Origin of the sequence: Burkholderia sp. BCC1998, assembly GCF_905339875.1 — a bacterium.
GTDB lineage: Bacteria > Pseudomonadota > Gammaproteobacteria > Burkholderiales > Burkholderiaceae > Burkholderia.
Window position 1 is genome coordinate 144,801 of record NZ_CAJPHE010000018.1, and the last position, 24,432, is coordinate 169,232.

The window sequence follows — 24,432 nt, forward strand, 5'->3', positions numbered from 1 at the left end:
GTTCAGTTCGCGTGGTCGGTATGCACGGTCACGACCGCGGAGAGACCGGGGCGCAGCACGTGCTCGATGCCCGGCTGCGGATCGAGATGCACGCGCACCGGCACGCGCTGGACGATCTTCGTGAAGTTGCCGGTCGCGTTCTCGGGCGGCAGCACGCTGAAGGTCGCGCCGGTCGCGGGCGCCAGGCTGTCGACGCGGCCGTGGAGGCGCGTGCTCGACGCATCGAGCGTGACATCGACGCGATCGCCTGAGCGCATCTTGCGCAGCTGGTCTTCCTTGAAGTTCGCGTCGATCCACAGCCCGGCCGCGGGCACGACCGTCAGCAGCGGCACGCCGACGTTCGCGAGCATCCCGACGCGGCCCGTGCGGTTGCCGACGTAACCGTCGACCGGCGAGCGGATCGTCGTGTACTCGACGTTCAGCGCCGCGACGCGTTGCGCGGCGAGTGCCGTGTTCACGCGGGCCCGCGCATCGGCGAGCTGCGCGCCGAGCACGTCGAGCTGCCGCTTCGACGCGAGCAGCGCGGCGTCGCTGCGTGCGACGGCCGCATCCGCCTTCGAGTAATCGGCGTCCGCGCGCTCGACGATCTGGTTCGATACCGCATCGGATTTCACGAGCTCGCGGTAGCGCACGCGATCGGACGACGCGCGCGTGAGCTCGGCCGACGACGCATTCCGGTCCGCCGCATGCTGGCCGATTACCGCGTATTGAAGTTGCTGCTTCGCTTCGAGTTCGGCCACCGCGGAGCGCGCGCTGTCGACTTCCGCGCTCGCCTGCGCGAGCTTCGCATCGTAGTCGCGCGCATCGAGCTGCACGAGCACGTCGCCGGCCTTCACGCGCTGGTTGTCGGTCACGAGGATCTTGTCGACGAAACCGTTCACCTTCGGTGCGAGCACCGTCACGTCGCCGCCGACATACGCATCGTCGGTGCTCTCCTGGAAACGCAGCACGAACAGCCAGTCGAGCGCCGCGGCCGCGACCGCGACGACGACGGCGGCCACCGCGATCCGCATCCACGGCACGCGGCGCTGCTTTGCCGGCCGGTCGGTTGTGGCTGCCTCGCGGGAGGCAGCGGCTTGGGTCGTTTCCATCGATTCACCTATGTATATGCACTTATTGAAACGACCGACGACGCGTCGCCGATCGGGGAAGTCAGCGTTCCGGCAGGTTGTGCGTGATCCGGAACAATTCGTCTCTGAGGCGGGCCGCCTGCGCCGGCCCGAACCGCTGCTCGAACGCTTCCTGCGCGGCGAGCCAGTGCACATGCGCGTCGGCGATCTTCGTTTCGCCGTGCGCGGTCAGCGCGAACGTCTGGCGCCGGCAACGCGGCTCGAGCCGGCCCGTGACCAGCGCCGCGCCGACCAGCGGCTTCAGCGCGCGCAACAGCGCGGTGCGCTCGATCACCAGCACGGCCGACAGCGTCGCCATCGTCAAGCCCGGACGCTCCCGCAGCAGCGCGAGAATGCTGTACTGCGACGGCGTGACGCCCGCCCGCGACAGGTAGCGCTCGTAGAACTGCGAGATTCGCCGGGCGGCTTGCCGGACCGCGAAGCAATCGTCATCGATAAGCGTGGACTTGTGCATGTGCACATATTAGGTGCCCACGCGATGCGAAGCGAGCGGCGAGACAGGATCAGATTGGTGCCGTGGCTGTACCAATCGGTGGTGGAAAGGGGCGTTTGCGCGCCGGATCAGGCCGCGGCCGGAACAATCGAGCCTTCGCGGTCGTAGTACGCGGCCGTGTAGTCGATGAACGCCTTGACCTTCGCGGGCAGCAGCGCGCGGTTCGCGTAGGCGAGCTTGATTTCCACGAACGCGTCGACGAGATCGGCGCCTTCGAGCAACTGCACGAGCGCGCCCGACGCGAGTTCGGCTTCGACGAGCGCTCTCGGCACCACGCCGATGCCGAAGTCGTGCATCACCATTTCGCGGTTGAAGACGGGGCTGTTCGACGAGACGTCGAAGCTCAACGGCACGGTCAGCGTGTCGCCGTCGACGCGGAACGACAGCGCGGGCCGGCGCAGCGACGGCGACATCGGCACGAACATGTGGCCGGCGAGCTCGGCCGGCGTTTCGGGACGCGGATGCGCGCGCAGGTAGGCGGGCGTCGCGACGATCACCACCGGAATGCGTTCGATCAGCCGCACGACGGTCGTCTCGCTCGTCAGCATGTACGGCACGACGATGCCGATGTCGTAGCCTTCGCCGACGAGGTCGACCGGACGCTCGGTCAGCGTGACGTCGAGCCGCACCTTCGGATGCGCGGCCTTGAAACCGGCGATCAGCGGTACGAGCCGGTTCAGCGCGGCCGTCGTGTGCGCGACGAGCCGCAGCAGTCCCTCGGGCTCGCGCGTGTACGACTGCGCCTGCGCTTCCAGCGAGTCGAGTTCGTCGAGCACCGCCGCGCATCGCTCGTAGATGCGCTCGGCGGTTTCGGTCAGCGAGACCTGGCGCGTGGTCCGGTGCAGCAGGCGGCTGCCGAAGCGCGCTTCCAGATCCGCGACCGCCCGCGACACGACCGGCCGCGCGAGGCCGTGCATGTCGGCCGCGCGCGTGAAGCTGCGCATTTCCACCACCGACCGGAAGATCCGCAGCTTGTCGATGTAGTCCATGTCCGTCTCCTCGAAGCGATGGCGCGGCGCCGGATGCGCGCGGCCGGCGCCGGCCCTTGTTACGGCCGAGTGTACATTGACTTTATGCATATGCACATTTAAATTGCCGGTCATGAACGACATCCAGATGGCCCAGGCCTGCAATTGCCTCGCGCTGCGTCAGGCGGCGCGCTTCGTCACGCAACTCTACGAGCGGCATCTGGCCCCGGTCGGCGTCACGGCCGCGCAGTTCTCGATCATGGCGAACCTGTCGCGCCGGCCCGGCCTGTTGATGAGCGAACTCGCCGACCGGCTGGTGATGGACCGCACGACGCTGTTGCGCGCGCTGAAGCCGCTGCAGCGCGACGGCTTCGTCGCCGCGGCCGCGTCCGAGCATGACGCTCGCGCGCATGCGCTCAGCCTGACGAAGCTCGGCGAGCGCACCTACGCGCAGGCGAAGGTCGCGTGGCAAGCCGCGCAGGACGAATTCGAGACGCAATTCGGCCAGGGCCGCGCCCAGGCGTTGCGCGACGAGTTGTTCAGCCTGACGGCGCAGCGCTAGGCGCGACGCGCGGTAGTATGACAAAAGCGATCCGGATCCACCGGACGAGACACGAGGAGCCCCCCATGCTGCAGTTGAGCGAACGCGACGACGCGATGTTGCGCGGCGCATTCGGCGACGGCGTTGCGCGCGCGATGCGGATCGTCGCGCGCACGGCCGAGGTCATGTCGGCGCCGCACCTGATCGACATCACGTCCGCGCATATCGACGGCTGTCTTTACCACGGCCGGACCAGCCTCGACTTCGTCGAGTATTTCGTCGACACCGGCGCGCGGGTCGCGGTGCCGACCACTTTGAACGTCGGGTCGCTCGACCTTATCCATCCCGAGCTGTATCACGGCGACCGCGCGATCCAGCGCGACGCGCAGCGCCTGATGGATGCGCATCTGCAGCTCGGCTGCGAATCGAGCTTCACGTGTGCGCCGTATCAGCTGAAGAATCGTCCGCGCCTGGGCGAGCAGATCGCGTGGGCGGAATCCAATGCGATCGTGTTCGCCAATTCGGTGCTCGGTGCGCGCACCAGCCGTTATGGCGACTTTCTCGATCTGGCCGCCGCGATCACCGGGCGCGCGCCGTATGCGGGGCTGCACGTCGAAGCGAATCGCGCGGCGCGGATCGTGTTCAACGCGCCGGACTTCGGCAACCGGCCCTCGCGCGACATCTATTTCGCGGCGCTTGGGCTTCTGATCGGCCGGATCGCCGGCGCGACCGTGCCGGCGATCGTCGGGCTACCCGCGGACACCACCGAAGACGAACTCAAGGCGCTCGGCGCGGCTGCCGCATCGAGCGGGGCGGTTGCGCTGTTCCATGCGGTGGGCGTCACGCCCGAGGCGCCGACGCTCGACGCCGCGTTGCACGGGCGGGCGGCGCAGCGCACGGTCGATGTCGCGATGGCCGATCTCGACGAGATCCGCCGCACGCTGAACCACGGCGCGGCCGGCGATGCGCTCGTCGCGGTCGCGCTCGGCACGCCGCACTTCTCGCTGGCCGAGTTCCGCACGCTCGACGCGCTGCTCGATCAGTTCGACGGCCGGCCGAAGTGCGATTTCTACGTGAACACGAGCCGCTTCATCCTGTGGGAGCTGGGCGAGCTCGGGCTCGCCGGCAAGTTCGACGCGCGCGGCATCCAGATCGTCGTCGATACCTGCACGTACATCACGCCGGTCATGAAACAGCTGTCGGGCCTGGTGATGACCAACTCGGGGAAGTGGGCGTCGTATGCGCCCGCGAACATCGGCGTCACGGTGGCGTACGGCAGCATGCGCGAATGCGTGCGTTCCGCGTTCGAAGGAAAGGTGCGATTCGATGACTGATGCAACGATCGGGAAATTGACGGGCGACACGCTCGTGCCGGGCAGCGCATGCGCGAAGACGATCGTGCTCGACAAGCCGCTCAGCTTCTGGGGCGGCTACGACTCGGGGGCGGGGCGGATCGTCGATCGCGGGCATCCGCAGGCGGGCGCGAGCCTCGCCGGCCGGATCATGGTGATGCCGCACGCGAAGGGCTCGAGTTCGAGCAGCAGCGTGCTCGCGGAAGCGGTGCGCAACGGCACGGGGCCGGTCGGGATCGTGCTGAAGGAGCGCGACCTGATCATCTCGATCGGCGCGATCGTCGCCGCCGAGCTGTATGCGATCGCGGTGCCGGTGGTGTGCGTGACGGACGACGTGTACGACGCGATCGTCGCCGCGACGGGCGACGTGCGGATCGAGGCGGGTGAGGGCGACGGCGGCGCGTGGATCTTCGTCGACGGTTGACGCATCGCGCGCTCGTCGGCTCAGAGGAAGCGGATGTGCGGCGCATCTGCCGCCTTGAGCGACAGCGCGTTTTTTGCCGCATTCATCTCGCGTCTGCCGCCGGGCTGATTGAGCCGTCGGATTTCGGGCCAGGCAATCACGCCGAACACCGAACGCAGGATGGTGCTTAGCGCGAGGAAGCCGAGCGCGGTTCCGCCAAACCACGCAAAGATGTCGAGCATGCCGTCCGTGCTGCCTTGTAGCGCGGACATGATACCGATGGCGAACGCGACGGTGATCAGAACGCCGATCGTCACGATGACATCGGTTCGGGCGCTGGCGACGCGTGCGAGACGAACGAGATAGATCGAACCGTCAGTCACGTTGCGGATGCCGCAGATTGCGAGATTATCGCGCCACGCGGCATACGCGACATCCAGCCGGTCGCCCGCAACGACGAACAGGTCGCGTGTCGCGCCGGTCCGGAGCGTCAGCGGCGCATCGAAAGCGTCGAGTCGAAGCTCGATCTCCTCGATGCTTTGCGTGGTCCAGCCGAGGTTGTTGCTCCAGACCTTCGTACTGATCGTCTTCTGACTGACGGACGTCACGCAGCCGGACGCGATTCGCATGGAACGATCGGTCATACGTTGCTCCGTTCGAATGTGACCCGGCGCGGCTGGCATTGCCACTTTTCCTGGGCTTCGCGCCGTTGCGGCCGGAACACCAGTTCGGACAAGCCGGCGATCGAGAGCAGCGTGCCCAGCATGCTGATGATGCTGACGAACATGGTCAGGGCGAGGACGAGCGCCCAGCCGGATTTGAACGCGGCGCTACCGACCAGCAGGCTCAGCGCGAACACGCACGACGCCCATGTGAGCAGCGACAGATTACGTTCCTTTTGCGCGAGCGCGTCGTAGGGCTGAATCGTCAGATCGTTGCTGGTGATCCACGCGATTCGGCGACGACCATGGTCGTCGAAAACGCACGCGCGCACCGCCATCCCGGGTTTCAACAGATCGACCTGCTTGAACGCGTCGGCGTCGATATCGTCGGCGCAAAGGAAGTAGCAGGCGTCCTGCATCGTCACGCGATAAATCGGCACCTTCTTGTTGTCGACCGCGATACGGACCAGGTTCGTATCGATACGGTCGATCGTCGACTCGATCACGGTGGTGTGACTGGACATGGGTGGAAGCGGGCGTCGGCCCGTATCGCGTTGGCGTGGCATTCATCATACCGATGAAAATGAAATGGGGGCCACGCGTATGGCGGTATGGTGCCACCCACGTTTTCCCGTTATTCGTGCGCGGTTCCCGCCGCAGCTTCCCGATACGCACTCGGCGTCTGCCCGGCCCAGCGCCGGAATGCGCGCGTGAAATTCGCCGGGTCGGTGAACTGCAGCCGCTCGGCGATCGTCTTCAGGTCGAGGTCCGACGCGCAGAGCAATTGCTTCGCGTCGCGAAACCGCGCTTCGTCGAGCAGTTGCCGATAGCTCGACCCGGCGTCCTCGAGCCGGCGCCGCAACGTACGCGTCGACACGAGCAGCGCGTCGGCGAGCGCCTCCGGGCTCGAATAGTCGCCGGCCGTTCGCGCCAGTTCCGCGCGCACGCGCTCGACGAGATCGCCTTCCTCCTGGCGTACCTGCGCATACTCGCGCTCGACCTGCACCAGCGCCTGCCGGTGCGCGACTTCGTCGGCGAGCGGCAGCGGCCAGTCGAGCACGTCGTGCGCGATCCACAGCGCGTTCGCCGCGCAGCCGAATTCGACCGGCGGCAACTGGTCGCGATAACGCGCGAAATAACCGGGCTCGGGCCACGTGAAGCGCAGCACGATCGGCGGCGACGCGCGTCCGGACCACTGCGAGATGTTCTGCGCGAGCCCCGTCAGCACGAACTCGAACATCACGTGATGCTGCAGCACGGGGCTCGCCTGCACGCCGTGCAGTTCGAGCGTCGCGCCGTGCGCGTCCTCCGCGTAGGTCAGCCGATATTGGCGGTTGCGCATCCGGAAGTAGCGCTGCGTGACGACCAGCGCTTCCCGGATGTCCCGCGCGGTCAGCGTCGCATAGCCGAGGAAGCCGTGCACGGTCGGCTTCAGCAGCAGCCCGAACGCCAGCCCGATGCCCGGATCGCCGCCGATCTCGATCGCGTTGAGCACGAGGCGGCCCCATTGCGACGGCGCGACGCGCGCGTCCGGTTCGGCCAACACCGCATCGCGCAGGCCGGTGCCCGCGCGCACCGCGGCCAGGTCGACGCCGCGTGCGGCCAGCGCCTGCAGCAGCAGGCGCGTATAGGCGACCGGAATCGTCGGCCGGCGTAGCCCGAGGTGATCCTTGCGAGACGGGGAGGTCATGTCGATTTGGCCGGAAATGACAAGCATTATGGCTGTTTGCCCCCTCACGTTCAAGGCGGCGCGCGGCCTACGATGACACGCATCGCTTACCGGCAGGATCATCATGACGACCTCCTTTCCCCATCTGCTCGCGCCGCTCGACCTCGGCTTCACCACGTTGAAGAATCGCGTGCTGATGGGGTCGATGCATACGGGCCTCGAGGACAGCCGCAAGACGCTGCCGCGGCTCGCCGACTATTTCGCCGAACGCGCGCGCGGCGGCGTCGGCCTGATCGTGACCGGCGGCTTCGCGCCGAACGTGGCCGGCTGGACCAAGCCGTTCGGCGGCACGCTGATGACGTCGGCCGGCGCGCGGCGCCATCGCGTGATCACCGACGCCGTGCATGCGGACGACGGCAAGATCGCGCTGCAGATCCTGCATACCGGCCGCTACGGCTACCACCCGTTCGCGGTCGCGCCGTCGAAGATCAAGTCGCCGATTTCGCCGTTCGCGCCGCGTGAACTCGGCGCGCGCGGCGTCGAGCGGCAGATTCGTGCATTCGTCCGCTGCGCGCAGCTCGCGCGCGAGGCCGGTTACGACGGCGTCGAGATCATGGGCTCCGAGGGCTATCTGATCAACCAGTTCATCTCGATGCATACGAACAAGCGCACCGACCAGTGGGGCGGTTCGTACGAGAACCGGATCCGCCTGCCGATCGAGATCATCGAGCGCACGCGCGAAGCGGTCGGGCGCGACTTCATCCTGATCTACCGGCTGTCGATGCTCGACCTGATTCCCGACGGCAGCGACTGGAGCGAGACCGTGCAGCTCGCGAAGGCCGTCGAGCGCGCGGGCGCGACCATCATCAACACCGGGATCGGCTGGCACGAGGCACGCGTGCCGACGATCGCGACGTCGGTGCCGCGCGGCGCGTTCGCGTGGGTGACGAAGAAGATGAAGGGCGAGGTCGGCATTCCGCTCGTGACGACCAACCGGATCAACCGGCCCGAAGTGGCCGAGCAGATTCTCGCGGACGGGTGCGCGGACATGGTGTCGATGGCGCGTCCGCTGCTCGCGGATGCCGAGTTCGTCGTCAAGGCTGCGCAGGGCCGCGCCGACGAGATCAACACCTGCATCGGCTGCAATCAGGCGTGTCTCGACCACGCGTTCAGGAACAAGATCGCGTCGTGCCTGCTGAACCCGCGCGCCTGCCACGAGACCGAGCTGATCTATACGCGCGTGCAGCAGCCGAAGCGCATCGCGGTGGTCGGCGCCGGGCCGGCCGGGCTTGCATGCTCGACCGTGCTCGCGCAGCGCGGCCACCACGTCGACCTGTTCGACGCGGCAGCGGAGATCGGCGGCCAGTTCAACATGGCGAAGCGGATTCCGGGCAAGGAGGAGTTCGACGAAGCGCTGCGTTATTTCGGCCGGCAGGTCGAGCTGACCGGCGTGAACCTGCACCTGAACCGCCGCGTCGACGCGAGCGACCTGATCGCGGGTGGTTACGACGAGATCGTGCTCGCGACCGGCGTGGCGCCGCGCGACCCGAAGATTCCCGGCCAGGACGGGCCGAACGTGCTCAGCTATATCGACGTGCTCGCCGGCAGGCAGCCGGTCGGCCGGCGTGTCGCGGTGGTCGGCGCGGGCGGCATCGGCTTCGATGTCGCCGAATATCTGGTGCAGGACGGCGAGTCGCCGACGCTCGATCTGGAAGAGTGGAAAGCGGAGTGGGGCGTGACCGATCCGGCCGCGACGCGCGGCGGCGTGACGCGCGCGCAGGTCGCGGCGCCCGCTCGCGAAGTGACGCTGCTGCAGCGCAAGGCCGCGCCGCTCGGCAAGGGGCTCGGCAAGACGACCGGCTGGATTCACCGCGCGACGCTGAAGATGAAGCAGGTGAAGATGATCGGCGGCGTGAACTACGAACTGATCGATGCGCGCGGGCTGCACGTGTCGTACGGCGAGCAGCGCACCGATCACGAACTGATCGAAGCCGACACGATCGTGCTGTGCACGGGGCAGGAGCCGCAGCGCGCGCTGTTCGCGCCGCTGCAGGCGGCCGGACGCTCCGTGCATCTGATCGGCGGCGCGGAACTGGCGGCCGAGCTCGATGCGAAGCGGGCGATCGATCAGGGTTCGCGGCTCGCGGCGCGGCTGTAACGGTACGGCCGCGAGGCGCCGCCGTCACTCCATCTCGACGCGTTGTGTCTCGCGCTCTTCCGCTTCCAGCATCGCCTTGACGATCAGATAGACGGCGGGCAGATCGTCGTCGTCGCGCTTCCAGTCGACGGCTTCCTCGACGTCCGCGGCGACCATCCGGCTGTCGCGCAGCCGAATGAAGGCGTCGACGACCATCGGATCGTTACGGTTCAGGAAGCCGGTGTTCGAGAACGCCAGCTCCTCGACATTCAGCAGCGCCTGCCAGCTCATCGTGCGGACGGCGGCCGGATGGCTGCGGCGCCGCAAGCCGAGCGCCCGCTGTGCGGGGCCGCCGACGACACGCTGAAGATCGACGACCGCTTGCCGCGCGGCACGCTCGAAGTGGACGGGGTTGAAGCCGGGTTGCTCGGGATCGAATGCGGATGACTGGAACATGGTCGCCTCACAAAAGTCCGTCCGTCATGGGTGACGGAATTAGGGTCAAATGGTACAAAAGCACTGTAAATATATACAGTGTTCGAGGCGGTTTCAAGTGCTGAATGATTGTGTTCGTGCGGCGACCGGCTTCGGGTGAGCGACCGGCGAAGGCGGCCGACGCATGAAGCCGCATTAGTCAGAAGCGCGTTTCTGCTCCGTGCTCTTCGCTGCATCGCGCTGCGCACGTCATGTCTCGGAACCTCGCGGTGGCCTCACTGCGCCGACCGCCCGTCTGGCGATCTACACCGACGCGGCGATCGTCTCCCGCAACCATCGATGCGCCGGATCGCGATGCACGCGTTCGTGCCACAGCATCGACATCTCGTAGCCGGGCACCTCGACCGGCGCCTCCACGACGCGCAATGCGGGCGTATTGCGCACCAGCCGCTCGGGCAGCATCGCGACGAGGTCCGTGCTGGCGACGGCCGTCATCACGAACAGGAAATGCGGCACCGACAGCACCACGCGCCGCGTGGCGCCGGCTTTGGCGAGCGCTTCGTCCGTCACGCCAAAGAAGCCGCCGCCGTCGGGCGACACGATCACGTGTTCCAGCGCGCCGAACTGCGCGAGCGTCGGGCGGCGCTTCAGTTTCGGATGACCGGCGCGGCCGACGAGCACGTAACGTTCGACGAACAGCGGCAGGCGACGCATCCCTTCCGGCGAACCGTCTGTCGTGTGGAAGGCCAGGTCGATACCGTTGCGCTCGGCGTCCTGCTCGATGCGCGGCGGCACGAGTTCGACGACGGCGACGCGCGTCGCGGGCGCAGCCGAGCGCAGCGTGTTCAGCGCGGGCAGCACGATCGTCGATTCGCCGTAGTCGGTTGCGGCCACGTGCCACGTGTTCGTCGCGGTTGCCGGATCGAACGGCGTGGCCGTCAGCACCGCGCGTTCGACTGCTTCGAGCGCATCTCGCAGCGGCTCGCGCAGCGTTTCCGCGCGCGCGGTCGGCCGCATTCCGCGCGGCCCCGGCAGCAACAGCGGATCACCGAACAGGTCGCGCAGTTTCTGCAGCTGCACGCTGACTGACGGCTGCGACATGTTCAGTTTCTCGGCCGCCCGCGTGACGTTGTGCTCGGCGAGCAGCACGTCGAGCGTGACCAGCAGGTTCAGATCCAGTCGTCTGAGATTGTTCATGGCTATACCTGGAATATCAGGAATTCATTTCCAATATACCTTTGGCGGCAGCATCCTGCAGTCATTCCATCAACGGAGCAGTGAACATGAACGTGCTGATCGTCTACGCCCATCCCGAACCGCGCTCGCTGAACGGTGCGTTGCGGGATTTCGCGGTCGAGCATCTCGAAGCGGCAGGCCATGCCGTGCAGGTGACCGATCTGTATGCGATGAACTGGAAGGCCGCGTTCGACGCGGATGACGTGACCGACCGTGCGCCCGATGCGCGCTTCGATCCCGCACGCGATTCGAAGCGCGCGTTCGAGACGGGCACGCAGCGCGACGACATCGCGCGCGAGCAGGACAAGCTGAAGTGGGCCGACGCGGTGATCCTGCAGTTTCCGCTGTGGTGGTTCTCGATGCCGGCGATCATGAAGGGCTGGGTCGAGCGGGTGTATGCGTACGGCTTCGCGTACGGCGTCGGCGAGCATTCCGACCTGCACTGGGGCGACCGTTACGGCGAAGGTTCGCTGGCGGGCAAACGGGCGATGGTGATCGTCACGACGGGCGGCTGGGAGTCGCATTACAGCGCACGCGGCATCAACGGGCCGATCGACGACGTGCTGTTCCCGATCCAGCACGGGATTCTGTATTACCCGGGGTTCGACGTGCTGCCGCCGTTCGTGATTTACCAGACGCACCGGATGGACGACGGGCGCTTCGACGAAACGCGTGCGGCGCTCGGCAAGCGTCTCGACGAACTGTGGAGCGCGCAGCCGATTCCGTTCCGGCGACAGAACGCGGGCGACTACGACATTCCGGCGCTGACGCTGAAGGCGGAAATCGCGCCGGGGACGGTCGGGTTCGCGGCGCATCTGGCGAGCGAGCGGTGATCGTCACTGTATCGTCGTGACGCGGGGCGCCACCTGAACCGGCGGCTGTGCAAAACGTCACGGGCGGCCGGCGAGAAAATCGCCGGCCGCCCGGGGCGTGCTTCGCGCGGCCGTTCGATAACGCCGCGCTTCACATTCACTGCTTACCGATCATCCTCCCGCACCGAAGAAGGATGCCGGCACAGCGCCCGCACTTCCATCTCCATATACGGAAACAACGGCAGCTGACTCAACAGGTCGTGCAGCTGCTGCACGCTCTCGACGTCGAAAATACTGACGTTCGCATACTTCCCCGCGATCCGCCACAGATGCCGCCAGACGCCTTCGTTCATCAGCCGCTGGCACATCGCCTTCTCTTCGGCCTTCAGCGTGGCCGCCTTGACCGGATCCATGTCCGCCGGCAGGCGGACGGTCATTTCCACATGAAACAGCATCCTGCGCTCCTTGCGTTGTCGATTCGCCGAACGGGACGGCCGCTCAGGCCTGCGCCCGCACCCGTTCGACTTCGCTCGCCGGCACGTCCTGCTTGTCCTTGAGCAGCGAGAAATCGAAGTCGATCAGCGCGAACTGCCCGTCGACGCCATACGGCTTGCCTTCCGCGCCCTCGGCCTGCCTGATCTTCGGGATCAGCCCTTCGCGGGTCGCGAATGCGAAGTCGTCCCAGATATGCGGATCGCCTTCGATGTTGATCTGCGTCGTCAGCTTACGATATCCGTCCGCGGAAACGAAGAAGTGGATGTGCGCCGGACGATGGCCGTGGCGGCCGAGCTGGTCGAGCAGTTGCTCGGTCTTGCTGCCCGGCGGCACGCTGTAGCCGACCGGCAGCACGCTGCGGAAGCTGTAGCGGCCCTCGGCATCGGTGCGGATCGAGCGGCGCAGGTTGAACGCCGGCTGCGACTGATCGAAGTACGAGTAGTTGCCCAGATGGTTCGCGTGCCATACCTCGACGAGCGCATTCGCGAGCGGCGTGCCGTCCTGACCGAGCACCTGGCCGCGCATGATCAGCGTCTGGCCCGGATCGGTGCCGTCGTCGAGACGCGCATGGCCGACCGATTCCGGTGCGCCCGCGACATACAGCGGCCCTTCGATCGTGCGCGGCGTGCCGCCGTGGAAGCCGGCCTTCTCCTCGGCCTCGTCCATCCGCACGTCGAGGAAGCGCTCGAGGCCGAGGCCCGCGGCGATCAGCCCGAATTCACGGCCGGCTTCGTTCAGGTAGTTGAGCGCGGTCCAGAACTCGCTCGGCTGCACGTCGAAATCCTCGATCGTGTAGCAGAGGTCCTTCACGATCCGGTTGACGATCGCGCGCACGCGCGGATTGCCGGGCTTTTCCGCGGCGTCGTCGAAGGTCTTCAGCAGGGCGTCGATGGCTTGCTTGTTCATCTGTGTCTCCGGTTTCGGTTGTCGTGTCGTGCGGGATCAGCGGGCGTTGCGTCGCATCCGTTCGATGCGGGCCCAGTCGAAGGTGATGCCGAGGCCGGGCGCGGCCGGCAGGTGCAGCTTGAAATCCTGGTAGCGCAGCGGCTCGACGAGGATTTCCTCGGTGAGCAGCAGCGGGCCGAACAGCTCGGTGCCCCATTTCAGCGAGCCGAACGTGCTGAACAGCTGCGCGGACGCCATCGTGCCGGCCGCGCCTTCGAGCATCGTGCCGCCGTACAGGTCGATGCCGGCCGCCGACGCGATCGATGCGACGCTCGCCGCGCCGAGCAGGCCGCCCGACTGCGCGATCTTCACCGCGAACACGTCGGCCGTGCGGTCCTGCGCGAGCGCGAACGCATCGACGGGACCGTGCAGCGCTTCGTCGGCCATGATCGGAATGTGCGCGAGCTGCGTGAGGCGTTTCAGCCCCGCGCGATTGGTTGCGGCGATCGGCTGCTCGACGAGGCTCACGCCGGCGTCCGCGAGTCGTGCGCCGGCGCGGATCGCGTCGGTTTCGGTCCAGGCCTGGTTCACGTCGACGCGCACGTCGCCGCGCTCGCCGAGCGCGCGCTTGATCGCGATCACGTGCGCGACGTCGTCGTCGACCGCGTTCGAGCCGATCTTCAGCTTGAATGCGCGATGGCGGCGTGCGTCGAGCATCGCCTCGGCTTCCGCGATGTCGCGCTGCGTGTCGCCGCTCGCGAGCGTCCACGCGACGTCGACCGCGTCGGTCGTGCGGCCGCCGAACAACTCGGACAGCGGCACGCCGAGGCGGCGCGCCTGCGCATCGAACAGCGCGGTTTCGAGCGCGCACTTCGCGAACCGGTTGCCCTGGAACAGCTTGCGCGCACGCGCCATCGCAGCGCCCGGACGCGTCGCGTCCATGCCTTGCAGCAGCGGCGCGAAGTAGGTGTCGATGTTGACCTTGATGCTCTCGGGGCTCTCCTCGCCATACGCGAGCCCGCCGATCGTGGTCGCCTCGCCGACGCCTTCGATACCGTCCGTGCATCGAACGCGGACCAGCACGAGGGTCTGGCAATTCATCGTCGCGACCGACAGTTTGTGGGGCCGAATCGTCGGCACGTCGACGAGCAGCGTGTCGATGCGTTCGATGGTGGCGGCAGTTGCTATCATGCGATTCCTCCTGTTGGTGCACATGGTAGGAATTCCCGCCCGGCGTCGTCCAACACTCTTTCCGACTACTTCCATACCTTTGAGGCATGAAATGGAATTGCGCCAGCTCCGCTACTTCATCGCCGTCGCGGAGGAAATGAACATCACGCGGGCCGCGGAGCGGCTGCACATGACGCAGCCGCCGCTGAGCCGCCAGCTCCAGGCGATCGAGGACGAGGTCGGGCTGCCGCTGTTCGAGCGCGGCGCGCGGCCGCTGAAACTGACCGACGCGGGCCGCGTGTTCTATGCGCAGGCGACGCGGGTCGTCGAACAGGCCGACGAGCTCGGCCCGCTGACGCGGCGGCTCGCGCAATTGTCGGAGCGGATCGTGATCGGCTTCGTGCCGTCGACGCTCTATGGCGCGCTGCCGGACGTGATCCGCGCGTTTCGCGAGGCGCAGCCGGACGTCGAGCTGTCGTTGATCGAAATGTTCACGCTCGAGCAACTCGGCGCGCTGAAGGGCGGGCGGATCGATGTCGGGTTCGGCCGCCTGCGCTTCGACGACGACCAGCTCGTGCGCGAGGCGCTGATCGAGGAAAAGCTGATCGCGGCGCTGCCGGTCGGGCATCCGCTCGCCGATCCGGACCGGCCGCTGACGCTCGCGGACATCGCGAACGAGACGCTGATCGTCTATCCGAGCACGCCGCGGCCGAGCTTCGCGGACCAGCAGTTGTCCGCGCTGCGCGACGGCGCGCTCGTGCCCACGGCCGTGCACGAGGTGCGCGAACTGCAGACGGCGCTCGGGCTCGTCGCCGCGCAGGTGGGCGTGTCGCTGGTGCCGGAAAGCGTGGAAGGCGTGCGCGTGAAGGGCGTCGTCTACCGGCGGCTGCCGGAACCCACGGCGACGTCGCCGATCATCATGAGCCGCCGGCTGCACGGCGAAAGCGCCGCGACGACCGCGTTCTGCGCGATCGCGCGGGCGATGATCGCGCCGGCGGCGTAGGGCCGATCGTTTCCGTATCAATTGCAACTAACGGTCGATTTCGCCACGCTACGCCGAATGCGGAGAGGGCATCGCGATGCGATGTCATTTGCCGTAGATGCAGGCGCGCGGCGAGCCGATCAGCCCGATCAGCCCGATCAGCCCGATCAGCCCGATCAGCCCGATCAGCCCGATCAGCCCGATCAGCCCGATCAGGCCGGCAGTCGGCAAGGAGGCAAGGAGGCAAGGAGGCAAGGAGGCAAGGAGGCAAGGAGGCAAGGAGGCAAGGAGGCAAGGAGGCAAGGCGCAGGACAGCAAGGGCCAAGGCAGCAAGGCAACCGACCCCGACAAGCCCGGCACCCGCCTATCGCTTCCCGTCGAGCGTCTCCGACGGCGATTCGCCGAACTTCTCCCGGTACGCGATCGCGAACCGCCCGAGGTGCGTGAATCCGCAATCGAGTGCGATATCGGCGATCCGTCGCTCGGACGCCGACCCGCGCAGCAATTCCCGCGCATGTTCGAGCCGCGTCGCGCGCAGGTATTGCATCGGGCTCATCCCGCGGAACTGCAGGAAGGCGTCGCGCAGCGTCCGCTCCGGCACGTTGGCGGCCTGGACGATATCGGCGAGCTGCAGCGGCTGCGCGTAATGCGCGTTCACGAACTCCTGCGCGCGCCGCACGAAGCCCGGCGCGGGATCGAGGCGCGCGCTCGGTACCGACGGCGGGTGGCCTTCTATCAGCAGATCGATCAGCAGGTGTTCGAGCTGCGACGCGACGCGCGGGTTGGCATTCGCGCGTTCGAGCAGTTCGGGCGAGCGGGCGACGAGCATCAGCTGCTGGCGCCATGCGGCGAGCGCGGCATCGCTGATGTGCAGCACGGGGTCGAGCATCGCGCGCGGATCGCCGGTCAGCGAGCCGACGGTCGCGGCATCGATGCGCAGCACGAATTGCTCGCAGTCGGCGGAGAGCACCGCGTCGAAGCGCTCGCCGGGCGCGCACAGCACGCCCGTCTGCCCGTCGACGCCGAGCCGGCGCCCCATCGCATGGACTTCCGCCTGCCCGGACAGGCAGAACATGAGCAGGTAATAGCCGTCGACGGCGTCGACCTGCACGCGCATCGCATCGCCGAACGCGATGGTGCCGATCCCGAGCCCGCCGAGCCGGACGAAATCCATATGCGATGCGCCTTGCACGCGCCCGCTCGGCAGCAGCGCGTGCGGCTGCATCACGCGCGAGATCCGCTCGCGGGTCTCGTCGAGATCGCGGGATTCGAACAGCCGGTGCGCGCGCAGCGCAAGCGGCTCGAACGACGTTGGGGACATGGGCATCGGCCTTGGTGTGGACGCGCGCTTCGATCCGACGAATGGGTCGCGATCGTGCGCCGGGTCGCGTGTGTCGCCATGCTAGCGCAGAAATCCGCCGAAAGTGGATATTGCGCCGCCGCAATCGCACTTTCCGGATAGACGCCGAATATTAGCTTTTCAAAAATCGACTCCATGGAATCAACGAACCGGAACCACAAGGAGTCCGACATGGAGCAGACAGAATCGCCCGTCGTATTCGCCGCGCGTGACGACGCGTCCGATGTGCGCTTTCCGCACGAAGACGGTTCGCGCGTGCCGTACAAGGTGTTCAGCTCGCGCGCGGTCTACGATCGCGAGCAGGAACGCATCTTCCGCGGGCCGACCTGGAATTTCGTCGCGCTGGAAGCGGAAATCCCGAACGCCGGCGACTTCAAGAGCACGTTCGTCGGCGATACGCCGGTCGTCGTCACGCGCACCGAGGACGGCACGCTGTCCGCGTGGGTGAACCGCTGCGCGCACCGCGGCGCGCAGGTCTGCCGCAAGTCGCGCGGCAACGCGAGCTCGCACACGTGCGTCTACCACCAGTGGAGCTTCGACAACCAGGGCAACCTGCTCGGCGTGCCGTTCCGGCGCGGCCAGAAGGGGATGACCGGGATGCCGGCCGACTTCGACCCGAAGCAGCACGGGCTGCGCAAGCTGCGCGTCGACAGCTATCGCGGGCTCGTGTTCGCGACCTTCAGCGACGACGTAGCGCCGCTGCCCGAATACCTGGGCGAGCAGATGCGTCCGTGGATCGACCGGATCTTCCACAAGCCGATCGAGTATCTCGGCTGCACGCGCCAGTATTCGAAGTCGAACTGGAAGCTGTACATGGAGAACGTGAAGGATCCGTATCACGCGAGCATGCTGCACCTGTTCCATACGACCTTCAACATCTTCCGCGTCGGGATGAAGGCGCGCTCGATTCCGGATGCGAACCACGGGCTGCACAGCATCATCACGGTGACGAAGACGGGCGACGACACGTCGGCCGCATACAAACAGCAGAACATCCGCTCGTTCGACGAGGGTTTCCATCTCGAAGACGAGTCGATCCTCGATCTCGTGTCGGAATACGACGAGGACTGCACGAACCACATCCAGCCGATCTTCCCGCAGCTCGTGATCCAGCAGATCCACAATACGCTGGTCGCGCGCCAGATCCTGCCGAAGGGGCCGGACAACTTCGAGCTGATCTTCCACTTCTTCGGCTACGCGGACGACACGCCCGAGCTGCGCGCGCTGCGCATCAAGCAGGCGAACCTCGTCGGGCCGGCCGGCTACATCTCGATGGAGGACACGGAGGCGACCGAACTCGTGCAGCGCGGCACGGTGCGCGACGCCGATGCGACGTCGGTGATCGAGATGTCGCGCGGCAATCCGGACCAGCAGGACACGGTGATCACCGAAAGCCTGATCCGCAAGTTCTGGGTCGGTTATCAGAAGCTGATGGGCTATTGAAGCGGGAGCGCGGAACGATGGAAAACCTGACGGAAGACATGAAGACGTGGTTCGAGATTTACATGCTCCAGAACCGCTACATCGGCCACCTCGACAACGACCGGCTCGAACGCTGGCCGGAAATGTTCACCGAGGACTGCACGTACGAGATCGTGCCGAAGGAGAACGCGGATCTCGGGCTGCCGGTCGGGATCGTCCACTGCACGAACCAGCGGATGCTGCGCGACCGCGTGGTGTCGCTGCGGCACGCGAACATCTTCGAAGAGCACACGTACCGGCACATGACGTCGGGCCTCACGGTCGTCGCCGAACGCGACGGCGAGATCGACACCGAGAGCAACTACGTGGTCGTGCAGACGCGCAGCAACGGCGAATCGAACGTGTACCAGGCCGGCAAGTATTACGACACGGTCGTGCGCACGCCCGACGGGCTGCGCTACAAGACCAAGCGCGTGATCTACGACACGTCGCGCGTGCAGACGCTGCTCGCCACCCCGATCTGACCGATCCGACAGCCAAGGAAACGACATGACCGAAGCAACGCTCGCCGAATGGCACCCGCTGGGCACATTCGACGAATTCTCCGAAGACGAACCGGCGGCGCGCGTCGCCGGCCAGAAGCCGATCGCGGTGTTCCGGATCGGCGACGAACTGTTCGCGATGCATGACCTCTGTTCGCATGGTCACGCGCGCTTGTCCGAAGGCTATGTGGAAGACGGCTGCGTCGAATGCCCGCTGCACCAGGGGCTGATCGACATTCGCACGGGTGCGCCGAAATGCGCGCCGATCACCGAGCCGGTGCGGACCTATCCGATCCGGATCGTCGACGGGCAGGTGGAAGTCAATGTCGGCTGACCCGTTCGTGATCGTCGGCGCCGGCCACGCCGCGCGGCGCACGGCCGAGGCGCTGCGCGCGCGCGACGCCGACGCACGCATCGTGATGATCGGCGCGGAGCGCGAGCTGCCGTACGATCGGCCCGCGCTGTCGAAGGACGCGCTGCTGACGGACGGCGGCGAGCAGCGCGCGTTCATCCGCGACGCCGCGTGGTACGACACGCAGCGCATCGAGTTGCGGCTCGGCTCGCGCGTCGACGCGATCGACCGCGCCGCGCAGCGTGTACGGCTCGATAACGATGCGACGGTGCCGTACACGCGGCTCGTGCTCGCGACCGGTTCGCGCGTGCGTGCGTTCGGCGGGCCGGTCGACGAAGGCGTCGTCCCGCATTACGTGCGCACCGTGGCCGACGCGCGTGCGTTGCGCGCGCAGCTCGCGCCGGGGCGTCGCGTGGCGGTGCTCGGCGGCGGCTTCATCGGCCTCGAAGTGGCGGCCGCGGCGCGCCAGCTCGGTTGCGACGTGACGGTGATCGACCCGGCTGCGCGCCTGCTGCAGCGTGCGTTGCCGGAAGTCGTCGGCGCGTATGCGCGGCAACTGCATGACGCGCGCGGCGTGCTTTTCCAGATGGCGACGCTGCCGCGCGCGATTCGCCGCGCCCCGGGCGGCGGTGCGATCGTCGAGACCGATCGCGGCGACGTGCCGGCCGATATCGTGGTCGTCGGGATCGGCGTCGTGCCCAATGTCGAGCTCGCGCAGGCGGCCGGCCTCGAGGTCGACAACGGGATCCGTGTCGATGCGGGATGCCGGACGGCCGATCGCGCGATCTTCGCCGCCGGCGAGGTGACGATGCATTTCAATCCGCTGCTCGGGCGTCACGTGCGGATCGAGTCGTGGCAGGTCGCGGAAAACCAGCCGGCCGTCGCGGCCGCGAACCTGCTCGGCGCGGACGAAACCTATGCCGAGCTGCCGTGGCTGTGGTCCGATCAGTACGACTGCAACCTGCAGATGCTCGGGCTGTTCGGCAGCGAACGGACGACCGTCGTGCGCGGCGATCCCGCGAGCGGGCCGTTCACGGTGTTCGGGCTGGGCGACGACGGGAAGATCGTCGCGGTGGCCGCGGCGAACCTGGGGCGCGACATCGGCGCGTCGAGGCGGTTGATTGCGGCGGGGGCCGTGCCCGATCCGGAGAAGCTTGCCGATCCGGCGGTGAACCTGAAGACGTTTCTCTGAGGCAACGCGCGAACGTGGCCGGGGCGGCCGTGTTCGCGTCGGATCGCTTGAACGCAGCAGGAAACCCGTTCGGGACAACATTCCCGGCGCGCGCGATGCGCACGGGTTTGTCGCGGGCCGGCGATCGGTGCATATTAGCGGCATTGCCGTTGCACCGGTCGCCCATGACGACAGACAAAGCCCTCGAACTGAAACGCAGCAAGCGCCGCGCGCTATGGCTGCTGCTGGCCGCCGTCGCGGTATTCGTCACGACGATCCTGCTGCCGCGCGGCCCGTGGGTCGACGGCTTCAAGGCGGTGGCCGAGGCTGCGATGGTCGGCGCGCTCGCCGACTGGTTCGCGGTCGTCGCGCTGTTCCGCCGCGTGCCGATCCCGTTCGTGTCGCGCCACACCGAAATCATCCCGAAGAACAAGGACAAGATCGCCGACAACCTCGCGGTGTTCGTGCGCGAGAAATTCCTCGGCCCCGACGCGCTCGCCGCGCAGATCCGCCAGCACGATCCCGCACAGAAGCTCGGCGCATGGCTCGGCGAGCCCGCGAACACCGACGCGCTCGGCGGCTACGTGACGAAGCTGATGAGCTTCGCGCTCGACATGACCGACGACGCGCGGATCCAGTCGTTCGTCCACGACGCGTTCCGTGCGGTGATCGACCGGATCGACCTGTCGCAGTCGGCCGGCGCGATCCTCGACACGCTGACGAAGGACGGCCGCCACCAGGCGCTGCTCGACGATGCGATCGAACAGGTGGTCGACGTGCTCGACAAGGAGGAGAACCGCGAGGTGATCGCGGGCTTCATCGTCGAATGGCTGAAGACGCAATACCCGAAGATCGAGAAGATCATGCCGACGCAGTGGTTCGGCGAGAACGGCGCGCGCATGCTCGCGAGCGCGGTGAGCCGCGTGCTCGAGGGCGTGGCGGCCGATCCCGAACACGAGCTGCGGCAGCGCTTCGACCGCACGGTCGTGCGGCTGACCGAGCGGCTGAAGCACGACCCGGCGTTCATCGCGAAGGGCGACGAGATCAAGCGCTACATCCGCGATGGTGATGCGTTCAACGACTACGTGCGCGATCTGTGGGACCAGTTGCGCGCATGGCTGAAGGCCGATCTCGCACGGCCCGATTCGACGCTGCACCGGCAGGCCGCGACGCTCGGCGGCTGGCTCGGCGCGCGGCTCGCGGAGAGCCCGGCGCTGCGCGCGTCGCTGAACGAGCACATCGAGAAGGCCGTGCACGAGATGGCGCCGGATTTCGCGGATTTCCTGATGCGTCACATCCGCGACACGGTGCGCAACTGGGATGCGCGCGAGATGTCGCGGCAGATCGAGCTGAACATCGGCAAGGACCTGCAGTACATCCGCATCAACGGTACGCTGGTCGGCGGGCTGATCGGGCTCGGGCTGTATCTGGTGTCGCTGGTGCCGCGCTGGGCGGCGGGGTGGCTGCATTGATGCGGCCCCGAGCGTCGAGCATGTGGCGCGGCATCGTGTGCCGCCGCGTCACGCGTGCGCCTTCGCACCGTGCAGTTGCAGGCCGAGCGCCTTGATCACCTTCAGGATCGTGCCGAAGCTCGGATTGCCGTCGTGCGACAGCGCCTTGTACAGCCCTTCGCGCGACAGGCCCGCGTCGCGCGCGACCTGCGACATGCCGCGCGCGCGGGCGATCACGCCGAGCGCATGCGCGATGAAGGCCGGGTCGTCGCCGGCTTCCTGCAGGCAGGCCTCGAAGTAGTCGGCCATGTCGTCGTCGGTCTTCAGGTGTTCGGCCGAATCCCACGGCCGGGTCTTGATCTTGTCCATCGGTTACTCCAGATCGAGCCGCTCGAGCATCGCGTGGGCGGCGCGGATGTCCGCCTGTTGCGTCGACTTGTCGCCGCCGCAGAGCAGGATCACCCATATCGTTCCGCGCCTGACGTAGTAGACGCGATAACCGGGGCCGTGGTCGATACGCATTTCGACGACGGGCGAGCCGGCGGATTTCCAGTCGCCCGGATTGCCCATCGACAGGCGGTCGATGCGGGCCTGGATGCGCCGCCTGGCGACGCGATCCTGCAGGCCGGCAAACCACGCGTCGAAGACATCGGTGGTCCGGATACTGAACGTAGGGGCACTGTAGGGCATGGATTTCGGTATGTCAACCATGGTTCACAGGTTCGATGAATGAAATTGGCTTGCCCCCAACGATAGGGCCGCGCGCGCCGCTTGAGGTCGAATTGGCCGTCAGGCCGACCCTTTCGCGCGGCCGGACCCGGCCATTCGGCCGAAGTCGGAATTCCGCGAATCCGTCTACAATCAAAAACGTCCTTGCCGCCCGCGCGTGCTTGCCGCCCGCGCGTGCTTGCCGCGCGCGGGTGAATCCGTTTGTCCTCCCGCCCAGGGAGGCGCCGTCGTGCGTTGCACACGTTGCTCCGCACGGCGGGCAGTGCCGTGGTTTGTGTCCAGTAGGTAAAGCGTCCGCGTGCCGTAGGCCGGCGCGCGTTCTGAACGTCGCGCGCCCGTAGGCCGGGCAGGCGGCATCAACCGAGAGTCCCCCATGAAAGCATCGGATCTGTTCGTGAAGGCGCTGGAAGCCGAAGGCGTCGAGTACGTGTTCGGCATTCCCGGCGAGGAAAACCTCGATCTGCTCGAATCGCTGCGGCGCTCGAAGATCAAGCTCGTGCTGACCCGGCACGAGCAGGCGGCCGGGTTCATGGCCGCCACCTACGGTCGCCTGACGGGCCGCACCGGCGTGTGTCTCGCGACGCTCGGGCCGGGCGCGACCAACTTCGTGACGGCCGCCGCGTATGCGCAGCTCGGCGGCATGCCGATGCTGATGATCACCGGGCAGAAGCCGATCAAGTCCAGCAAGCAGGGCCACTTCCAGATCGTCGACGTCGTCGACATGATGCAGCCGCTCACGAAGTTCACGCGGCAGATCGTGTCGATCGGCAACATTCCGTCGGCGGTGCGCGAGGCGTTCCGCCGCGCGGAGGAGGAGCGTCCGGGCGCCGCGCACCTCGAACTGCCGGAAGACATCGCGCACGAGGAGGGCGACGGCAAGCCGATTCCGCGCAGCTACAGCCGGCGGCCGGTGGCGGAGGAGAAGGCGGTCGCGCACGCGGTCGACGCGATCCAGGCCGCGCGTCACCCGCTGCTGATGATCGGCGCGGGCGGCAATCGCAAGACGACCTGCAAGATGCTGCTCGAATTCGTCGACAAGACGGGCATCCCGTTCTTCACGACGCAGATGGGCAAGGGCGTGATCGACGAAACGCATCCGCTGTGGCTCGGCAACGCGACGCTGTCCGACGGCGACTTCGTGCATCGCGCGATCGAGCATGCGGACTGCATCATCAACGTCGGCCACGACGTGATCGAGAAGCCGCCGTTCTTCATGCGCACGGACGACAAGACCGTGATCCACGTGAACTTCCTCGGCGCGCAGGTCGATCCCGTCTACTTCCCGCAGATCGAAGTGGTCGGCGACATCGCGAACGCGGTGTGGCAGATGAAGGAAGCGGTGACGCCGCAATCGCACTGGGATTTCGAGCGCTTCAAGATGATCAAGGCGCATTTCGACGCGCACCTCGAGAAGGGCCAGCACGATCCGCGCTTCCCGATGTACCCGGTGCGGATCGTGAACGACCTGTACAACGCGCTGCCGGTCGACGGGATCGTCTGTCTCGACAACGGGATGTACAAGATCTGGTTCGCGCGCTACTGGCGCGCGCACGAACCGAACTCGCTGCTGCTCGACAACGCGCTCGCGTCGATGGGCGCCGGCCTGCCGTCGGCGATCGCGACGAAGATCGTGCATCCGCAGCGCAAGGTGATCGCCGTCTGCGGCGACGGCGGCTTCATGATGAATTCGCAGGAACTCGAAACGGCCGTGCGGCTGAAGCTCGACATCGTCGTGATGATCCTGCGCGACGATGCGTTCGGGATGATCCGCTGGAAGCAGGAAAACATGAACTTCCCCGATTTCGCGATGACGCTGAAGAACCCCGATTTCGTGTCGTATGCGCAGAGCTACGGCGCGCACGGGCATCGCGTCGAAGCGGCCGACGATCTCGGGCCGCTGCTGCGCGACTGCTTCGCGACGCCGGGCGTGCACGTGATCGACGTGCCGATCGACTATTCGGACAACGAGCGCGTGCTCAACCGCGAAATCAAGCGCCTGTCGGCGCAACTCTGAATCCGCCGTTCACCGGAAGGA

Annotated in this window: 27 protein-coding genes; 12 read left to right on the forward strand and 15 right to left on the reverse strand. The window is 66.9% G+C overall.

What is annotated here, in order from left to right:
* Positions 1 to 2: 2 nt before the first annotated feature.
* The 3 genes from U5A56_RS27050 to U5A56_RS27060 all read right to left on the reverse strand — a co-directional run bounded on the left by U5A56_RS27050 (position 3) and on the right by U5A56_RS27060 (position 2,612).
* Complete coding sequence (locus U5A56_RS27050; protein ID WP_124523777.1) at positions 3 to 1,091, reverse strand: HlyD family secretion protein; 1,089 nt, start codon at positions 1,089 to 1,091, stop codon at positions 3 to 5.
* Positions 1,092 to 1,152: 61 nt separating this feature from the next.
* The gene (locus U5A56_RS27055; protein ID WP_044847568.1) at positions 1,153 to 1,584 is read right to left on the reverse strand and encodes a MarR family winged helix-turn-helix transcriptional regulator; all 432 of its coding nucleotides are present in this window, start codon (positions 1,582 to 1,584) and stop codon (positions 1,153 to 1,155) included.
* A gap of 107 nt (positions 1,585 to 1,691) precedes the next feature.
* Entirely contained in the window at positions 1,692 to 2,612 is a 921-nt protein-coding gene (locus U5A56_RS27060) for a LysR family transcriptional regulator (RefSeq protein WP_044847567.1), read from the reverse strand.
* A gap of 112 nt (positions 2,613 to 2,724) precedes the next feature.
* On the opposite strand from U5A56_RS27060, the gene U5A56_RS27065 reads away from it, so the two are divergent.
* From U5A56_RS27065 to U5A56_RS27075, 3 genes are all read left to right on the forward strand, one after another.
* Entirely contained in the window at positions 2,725 to 3,153 is a 429-nt protein-coding gene (locus U5A56_RS27065; RefSeq protein WP_044847566.1) for a MarR family winged helix-turn-helix transcriptional regulator, read from the forward strand.
* A 65-nt stretch (positions 3,154 to 3,218) separates the two neighbouring features.
* On the forward strand, positions 3,219 to 4,466 hold the full coding sequence (locus tag U5A56_RS27070) for an aconitase X (RefSeq protein WP_321925495.1): 1,248 nt from the start codon (positions 3,219 to 3,221) through the stop codon (positions 4,464 to 4,466).
* On the forward strand, positions 4,459 to 4,908 hold the full coding sequence (locus U5A56_RS27075; RefSeq protein WP_321925496.1) for an aconitase X swivel domain-containing protein: 450 nt from the start codon (positions 4,459 to 4,461) through the stop codon (positions 4,906 to 4,908). The genes U5A56_RS27070 and U5A56_RS27075 overlap by 8 nt, the downstream gene beginning before the upstream one ends.
* Before the next feature lie 20 nt (positions 4,909 to 4,928).
* Here U5A56_RS27075 and U5A56_RS27080 read toward each other — a convergent pair whose 3' ends face one another.
* The 3 genes from U5A56_RS27080 to U5A56_RS27090 form a co-directional block, all read right to left on the reverse strand.
* Positions 4,929 to 5,531 (reverse strand): hypothetical protein, encoded by a 603-nt coding sequence (locus U5A56_RS27080; protein ID WP_063927861.1) that lies wholly within the window; start codon positions 5,529 to 5,531, stop codon positions 4,929 to 4,931.
* Entirely contained in the window at positions 5,528 to 6,115 is a 588-nt protein-coding gene (locus U5A56_RS27085) for a hypothetical protein (RefSeq protein ID WP_321925498.1), read from the reverse strand. Before U5A56_RS27085 ends, U5A56_RS27080 begins: the two co-directional genes overlap by 4 nt.
* A 68-nt stretch (positions 6,116 to 6,183) precedes the next feature.
* Positions 6,184 to 7,266 (reverse strand): AraC family transcriptional regulator, encoded by a 1,083-nt coding sequence (locus tag U5A56_RS27090; RefSeq protein ID WP_044847562.1) that lies wholly within the window; start codon positions 7,264 to 7,266, stop codon positions 6,184 to 6,186.
* A gap of 76 nt (positions 7,267 to 7,342) precedes the next feature.
* Here U5A56_RS27090 and U5A56_RS27095 point away from each other — a divergent pair, with 76 nt between their 5' ends.
* Positions 7,343 to 9,376 carry an NADPH-dependent 2,4-dienoyl-CoA reductase gene (locus U5A56_RS27095; protein WP_321925499.1) on the forward strand — a complete coding sequence of 678 codons (2,034 nt, stop codon included), beginning with the start codon at positions 7,343 to 7,345 and terminating at the stop codon, positions 9,374 to 9,376.
* A gap of 24 nt (positions 9,377 to 9,400) precedes the next feature.
* On the opposite strand, the gene U5A56_RS27100 is transcribed toward U5A56_RS27095, so the two are convergent.
* Positions 9,401 to 9,811, reverse strand: a complete 411-nt coding sequence (locus U5A56_RS27100; RefSeq protein ID WP_044847560.1) for a DUF2471 family protein — start codon at positions 9,809 to 9,811, stop codon at positions 9,401 to 9,403.
* Between the two features lie 282 nt (positions 9,812 to 10,093).
* Positions 10,094 to 10,987: a LysR family transcriptional regulator gene (locus U5A56_RS27105; protein WP_321925501.1), complete on the reverse strand. Its 894-nt coding sequence runs from the start codon at positions 10,985 to 10,987 to the stop codon at positions 10,094 to 10,096.
* An 86-nt stretch (positions 10,988 to 11,073) separates the two neighbouring features.
* On the opposite strand from U5A56_RS27105, the gene U5A56_RS27110 reads away from it, so the two are divergent.
* A complete protein-coding gene (locus tag U5A56_RS27110; RefSeq protein ID WP_321812213.1) occupies positions 11,074 to 11,859 on the forward strand; it encodes an NAD(P)H-dependent oxidoreductase in 786 nt (261 codons plus the stop codon).
* Between the two features lie 143 nt (positions 11,860 to 12,002).
* Here the strand turns inward: U5A56_RS27110 and catC are convergent, their stop codons facing one another.
* From catC to U5A56_RS27125, 3 genes are read right to left on the reverse strand one after another with little or no spacing between them, the layout of a single operon-like run.
* A complete protein-coding gene (gene catC / locus U5A56_RS27115; protein WP_044847557.1) occupies positions 12,003 to 12,293 on the reverse strand; it encodes a muconolactone Delta-isomerase in 291 nt (96 codons plus the stop codon).
* 43 nt (positions 12,294 to 12,336) lie between these two features.
* Positions 12,337 to 13,239, reverse strand: coding sequence for a catechol 1,2-dioxygenase (catA, locus tag U5A56_RS27120; RefSeq protein WP_044847556.1), 903 nt, complete (start codon positions 13,237 to 13,239; stop codon positions 12,337 to 12,339).
* A gap of 36 nt (positions 13,240 to 13,275) precedes the next feature.
* On the reverse strand, positions 13,276 to 14,409 hold the full coding sequence (locus tag U5A56_RS27125) for a muconate/chloromuconate family cycloisomerase (protein ID WP_321925503.1): 1,134 nt from the start codon (positions 14,407 to 14,409) through the stop codon (positions 13,276 to 13,278).
* A 91-nt stretch (positions 14,410 to 14,500) separates the two neighbouring features.
* On the opposite strand from U5A56_RS27125, the gene U5A56_RS27130 reads away from it, so the two are divergent.
* Positions 14,501 to 15,391: a LysR family transcriptional regulator gene (locus U5A56_RS27130; RefSeq protein WP_321925506.1), complete on the forward strand. Its 891-nt coding sequence runs from the start codon at positions 14,501 to 14,503 to the stop codon at positions 15,389 to 15,391.
* An 84-nt stretch (positions 15,392 to 15,475) separates the two neighbouring features.
* Here U5A56_RS27130 and U5A56_RS27135 read toward each other — a convergent pair whose 3' ends face one another.
* Positions 15,476 to 15,601: a hypothetical protein gene (locus U5A56_RS27135; RefSeq protein ID WP_321925508.1), complete on the reverse strand. Its 126-nt coding sequence runs from the start codon at positions 15,599 to 15,601 to the stop codon at positions 15,476 to 15,478.
* A gap of 133 nt (positions 15,602 to 15,734) precedes the next feature.
* Positions 15,735 to 16,691, reverse strand: coding sequence for an anthranilate 1,2-dioxygenase regulatory protein AndR (gene andR / locus U5A56_RS27140; RefSeq protein WP_044847553.1), 957 nt, complete (start codon positions 16,689 to 16,691; stop codon positions 15,735 to 15,737).
* Positions 16,692 to 16,901: 210 nt separating this feature from the next.
* On the opposite strand from andR, the gene andAc reads away from it, so the two are divergent.
* The 5 genes from andAc (at position 16,902) to U5A56_RS27165 (ending at position 21,689) form a co-directional block, all read left to right on the forward strand.
* Positions 16,902 to 18,173 (forward strand): anthranilate 1,2-dioxygenase large subunit AndAc, encoded by a 1,272-nt coding sequence (gene andAc / locus U5A56_RS27145; protein WP_321925509.1) that lies wholly within the window; start codon positions 16,902 to 16,904, stop codon positions 18,171 to 18,173.
* A 17-nt stretch (positions 18,174 to 18,190) separates the two neighbouring features.
* Complete coding sequence (andAd, locus tag U5A56_RS27150; RefSeq protein ID WP_321812216.1) at positions 18,191 to 18,676, forward strand: anthranilate 1,2-dioxygenase small subunit AndAd; 486 nt, start codon at positions 18,191 to 18,193, stop codon at positions 18,674 to 18,676.
* A gap of 25 nt (positions 18,677 to 18,701) precedes the next feature.
* Entirely contained in the window at positions 18,702 to 19,028 is a 327-nt protein-coding gene (gene andAb, locus U5A56_RS27155) for an anthranilate 1,2-dioxygenase ferredoxin subunit AndAb (RefSeq protein ID WP_044847551.1), read from the forward strand.
* Positions 19,018 to 20,238, forward strand: a complete 1,221-nt coding sequence (gene andAa / locus U5A56_RS27160; RefSeq protein WP_321925511.1) for an anthranilate 1,2-dioxygenase system ferredoxin--NAD(+) reductase — start codon at positions 19,018 to 19,020, stop codon at positions 20,236 to 20,238. Before andAb ends, andAa begins: the two co-directional genes overlap by 11 nt.
* A gap of 164 nt (positions 20,239 to 20,402) precedes the next feature.
* Entirely contained in the window at positions 20,403 to 21,689 is a 1,287-nt protein-coding gene (locus U5A56_RS27165; RefSeq protein WP_044847549.1) for a DUF445 domain-containing protein, read from the forward strand.
* Positions 21,690 to 21,737: 48 nt separating this feature from the next.
* Here the strand turns inward: U5A56_RS27165 and U5A56_RS27170 are convergent, their stop codons facing one another.
* Together U5A56_RS27170 and U5A56_RS27175 are read right to left on the reverse strand one after the other, a co-directional pair.
* On the reverse strand, positions 21,738 to 22,037 hold the full coding sequence (locus U5A56_RS27170) for an addiction module antidote protein (RefSeq protein WP_006750245.1): 300 nt from the start codon (positions 22,035 to 22,037) through the stop codon (positions 21,738 to 21,740).
* Between the two features lie 3 nt (positions 22,038 to 22,040).
* Entirely contained in the window at positions 22,041 to 22,358 is a 318-nt protein-coding gene (locus tag U5A56_RS27175) for a type II toxin-antitoxin system RelE/ParE family toxin (protein ID WP_121858857.1), read from the reverse strand.
* Positions 22,359 to 22,770: 412 nt separating this feature from the next.
* On the opposite strand from U5A56_RS27175, the gene U5A56_RS27180 reads away from it, so the two are divergent.
* The gene (locus tag U5A56_RS27180) at positions 22,771 to 24,411 is read left to right on the forward strand and encodes an acetolactate synthase large subunit (protein ID WP_044847547.1); all 1,641 of its coding nucleotides are present in this window, start codon (positions 22,771 to 22,773) and stop codon (positions 24,409 to 24,411) included.
* Positions 24,412 to 24,432 lie beyond the last annotated feature (21 nt).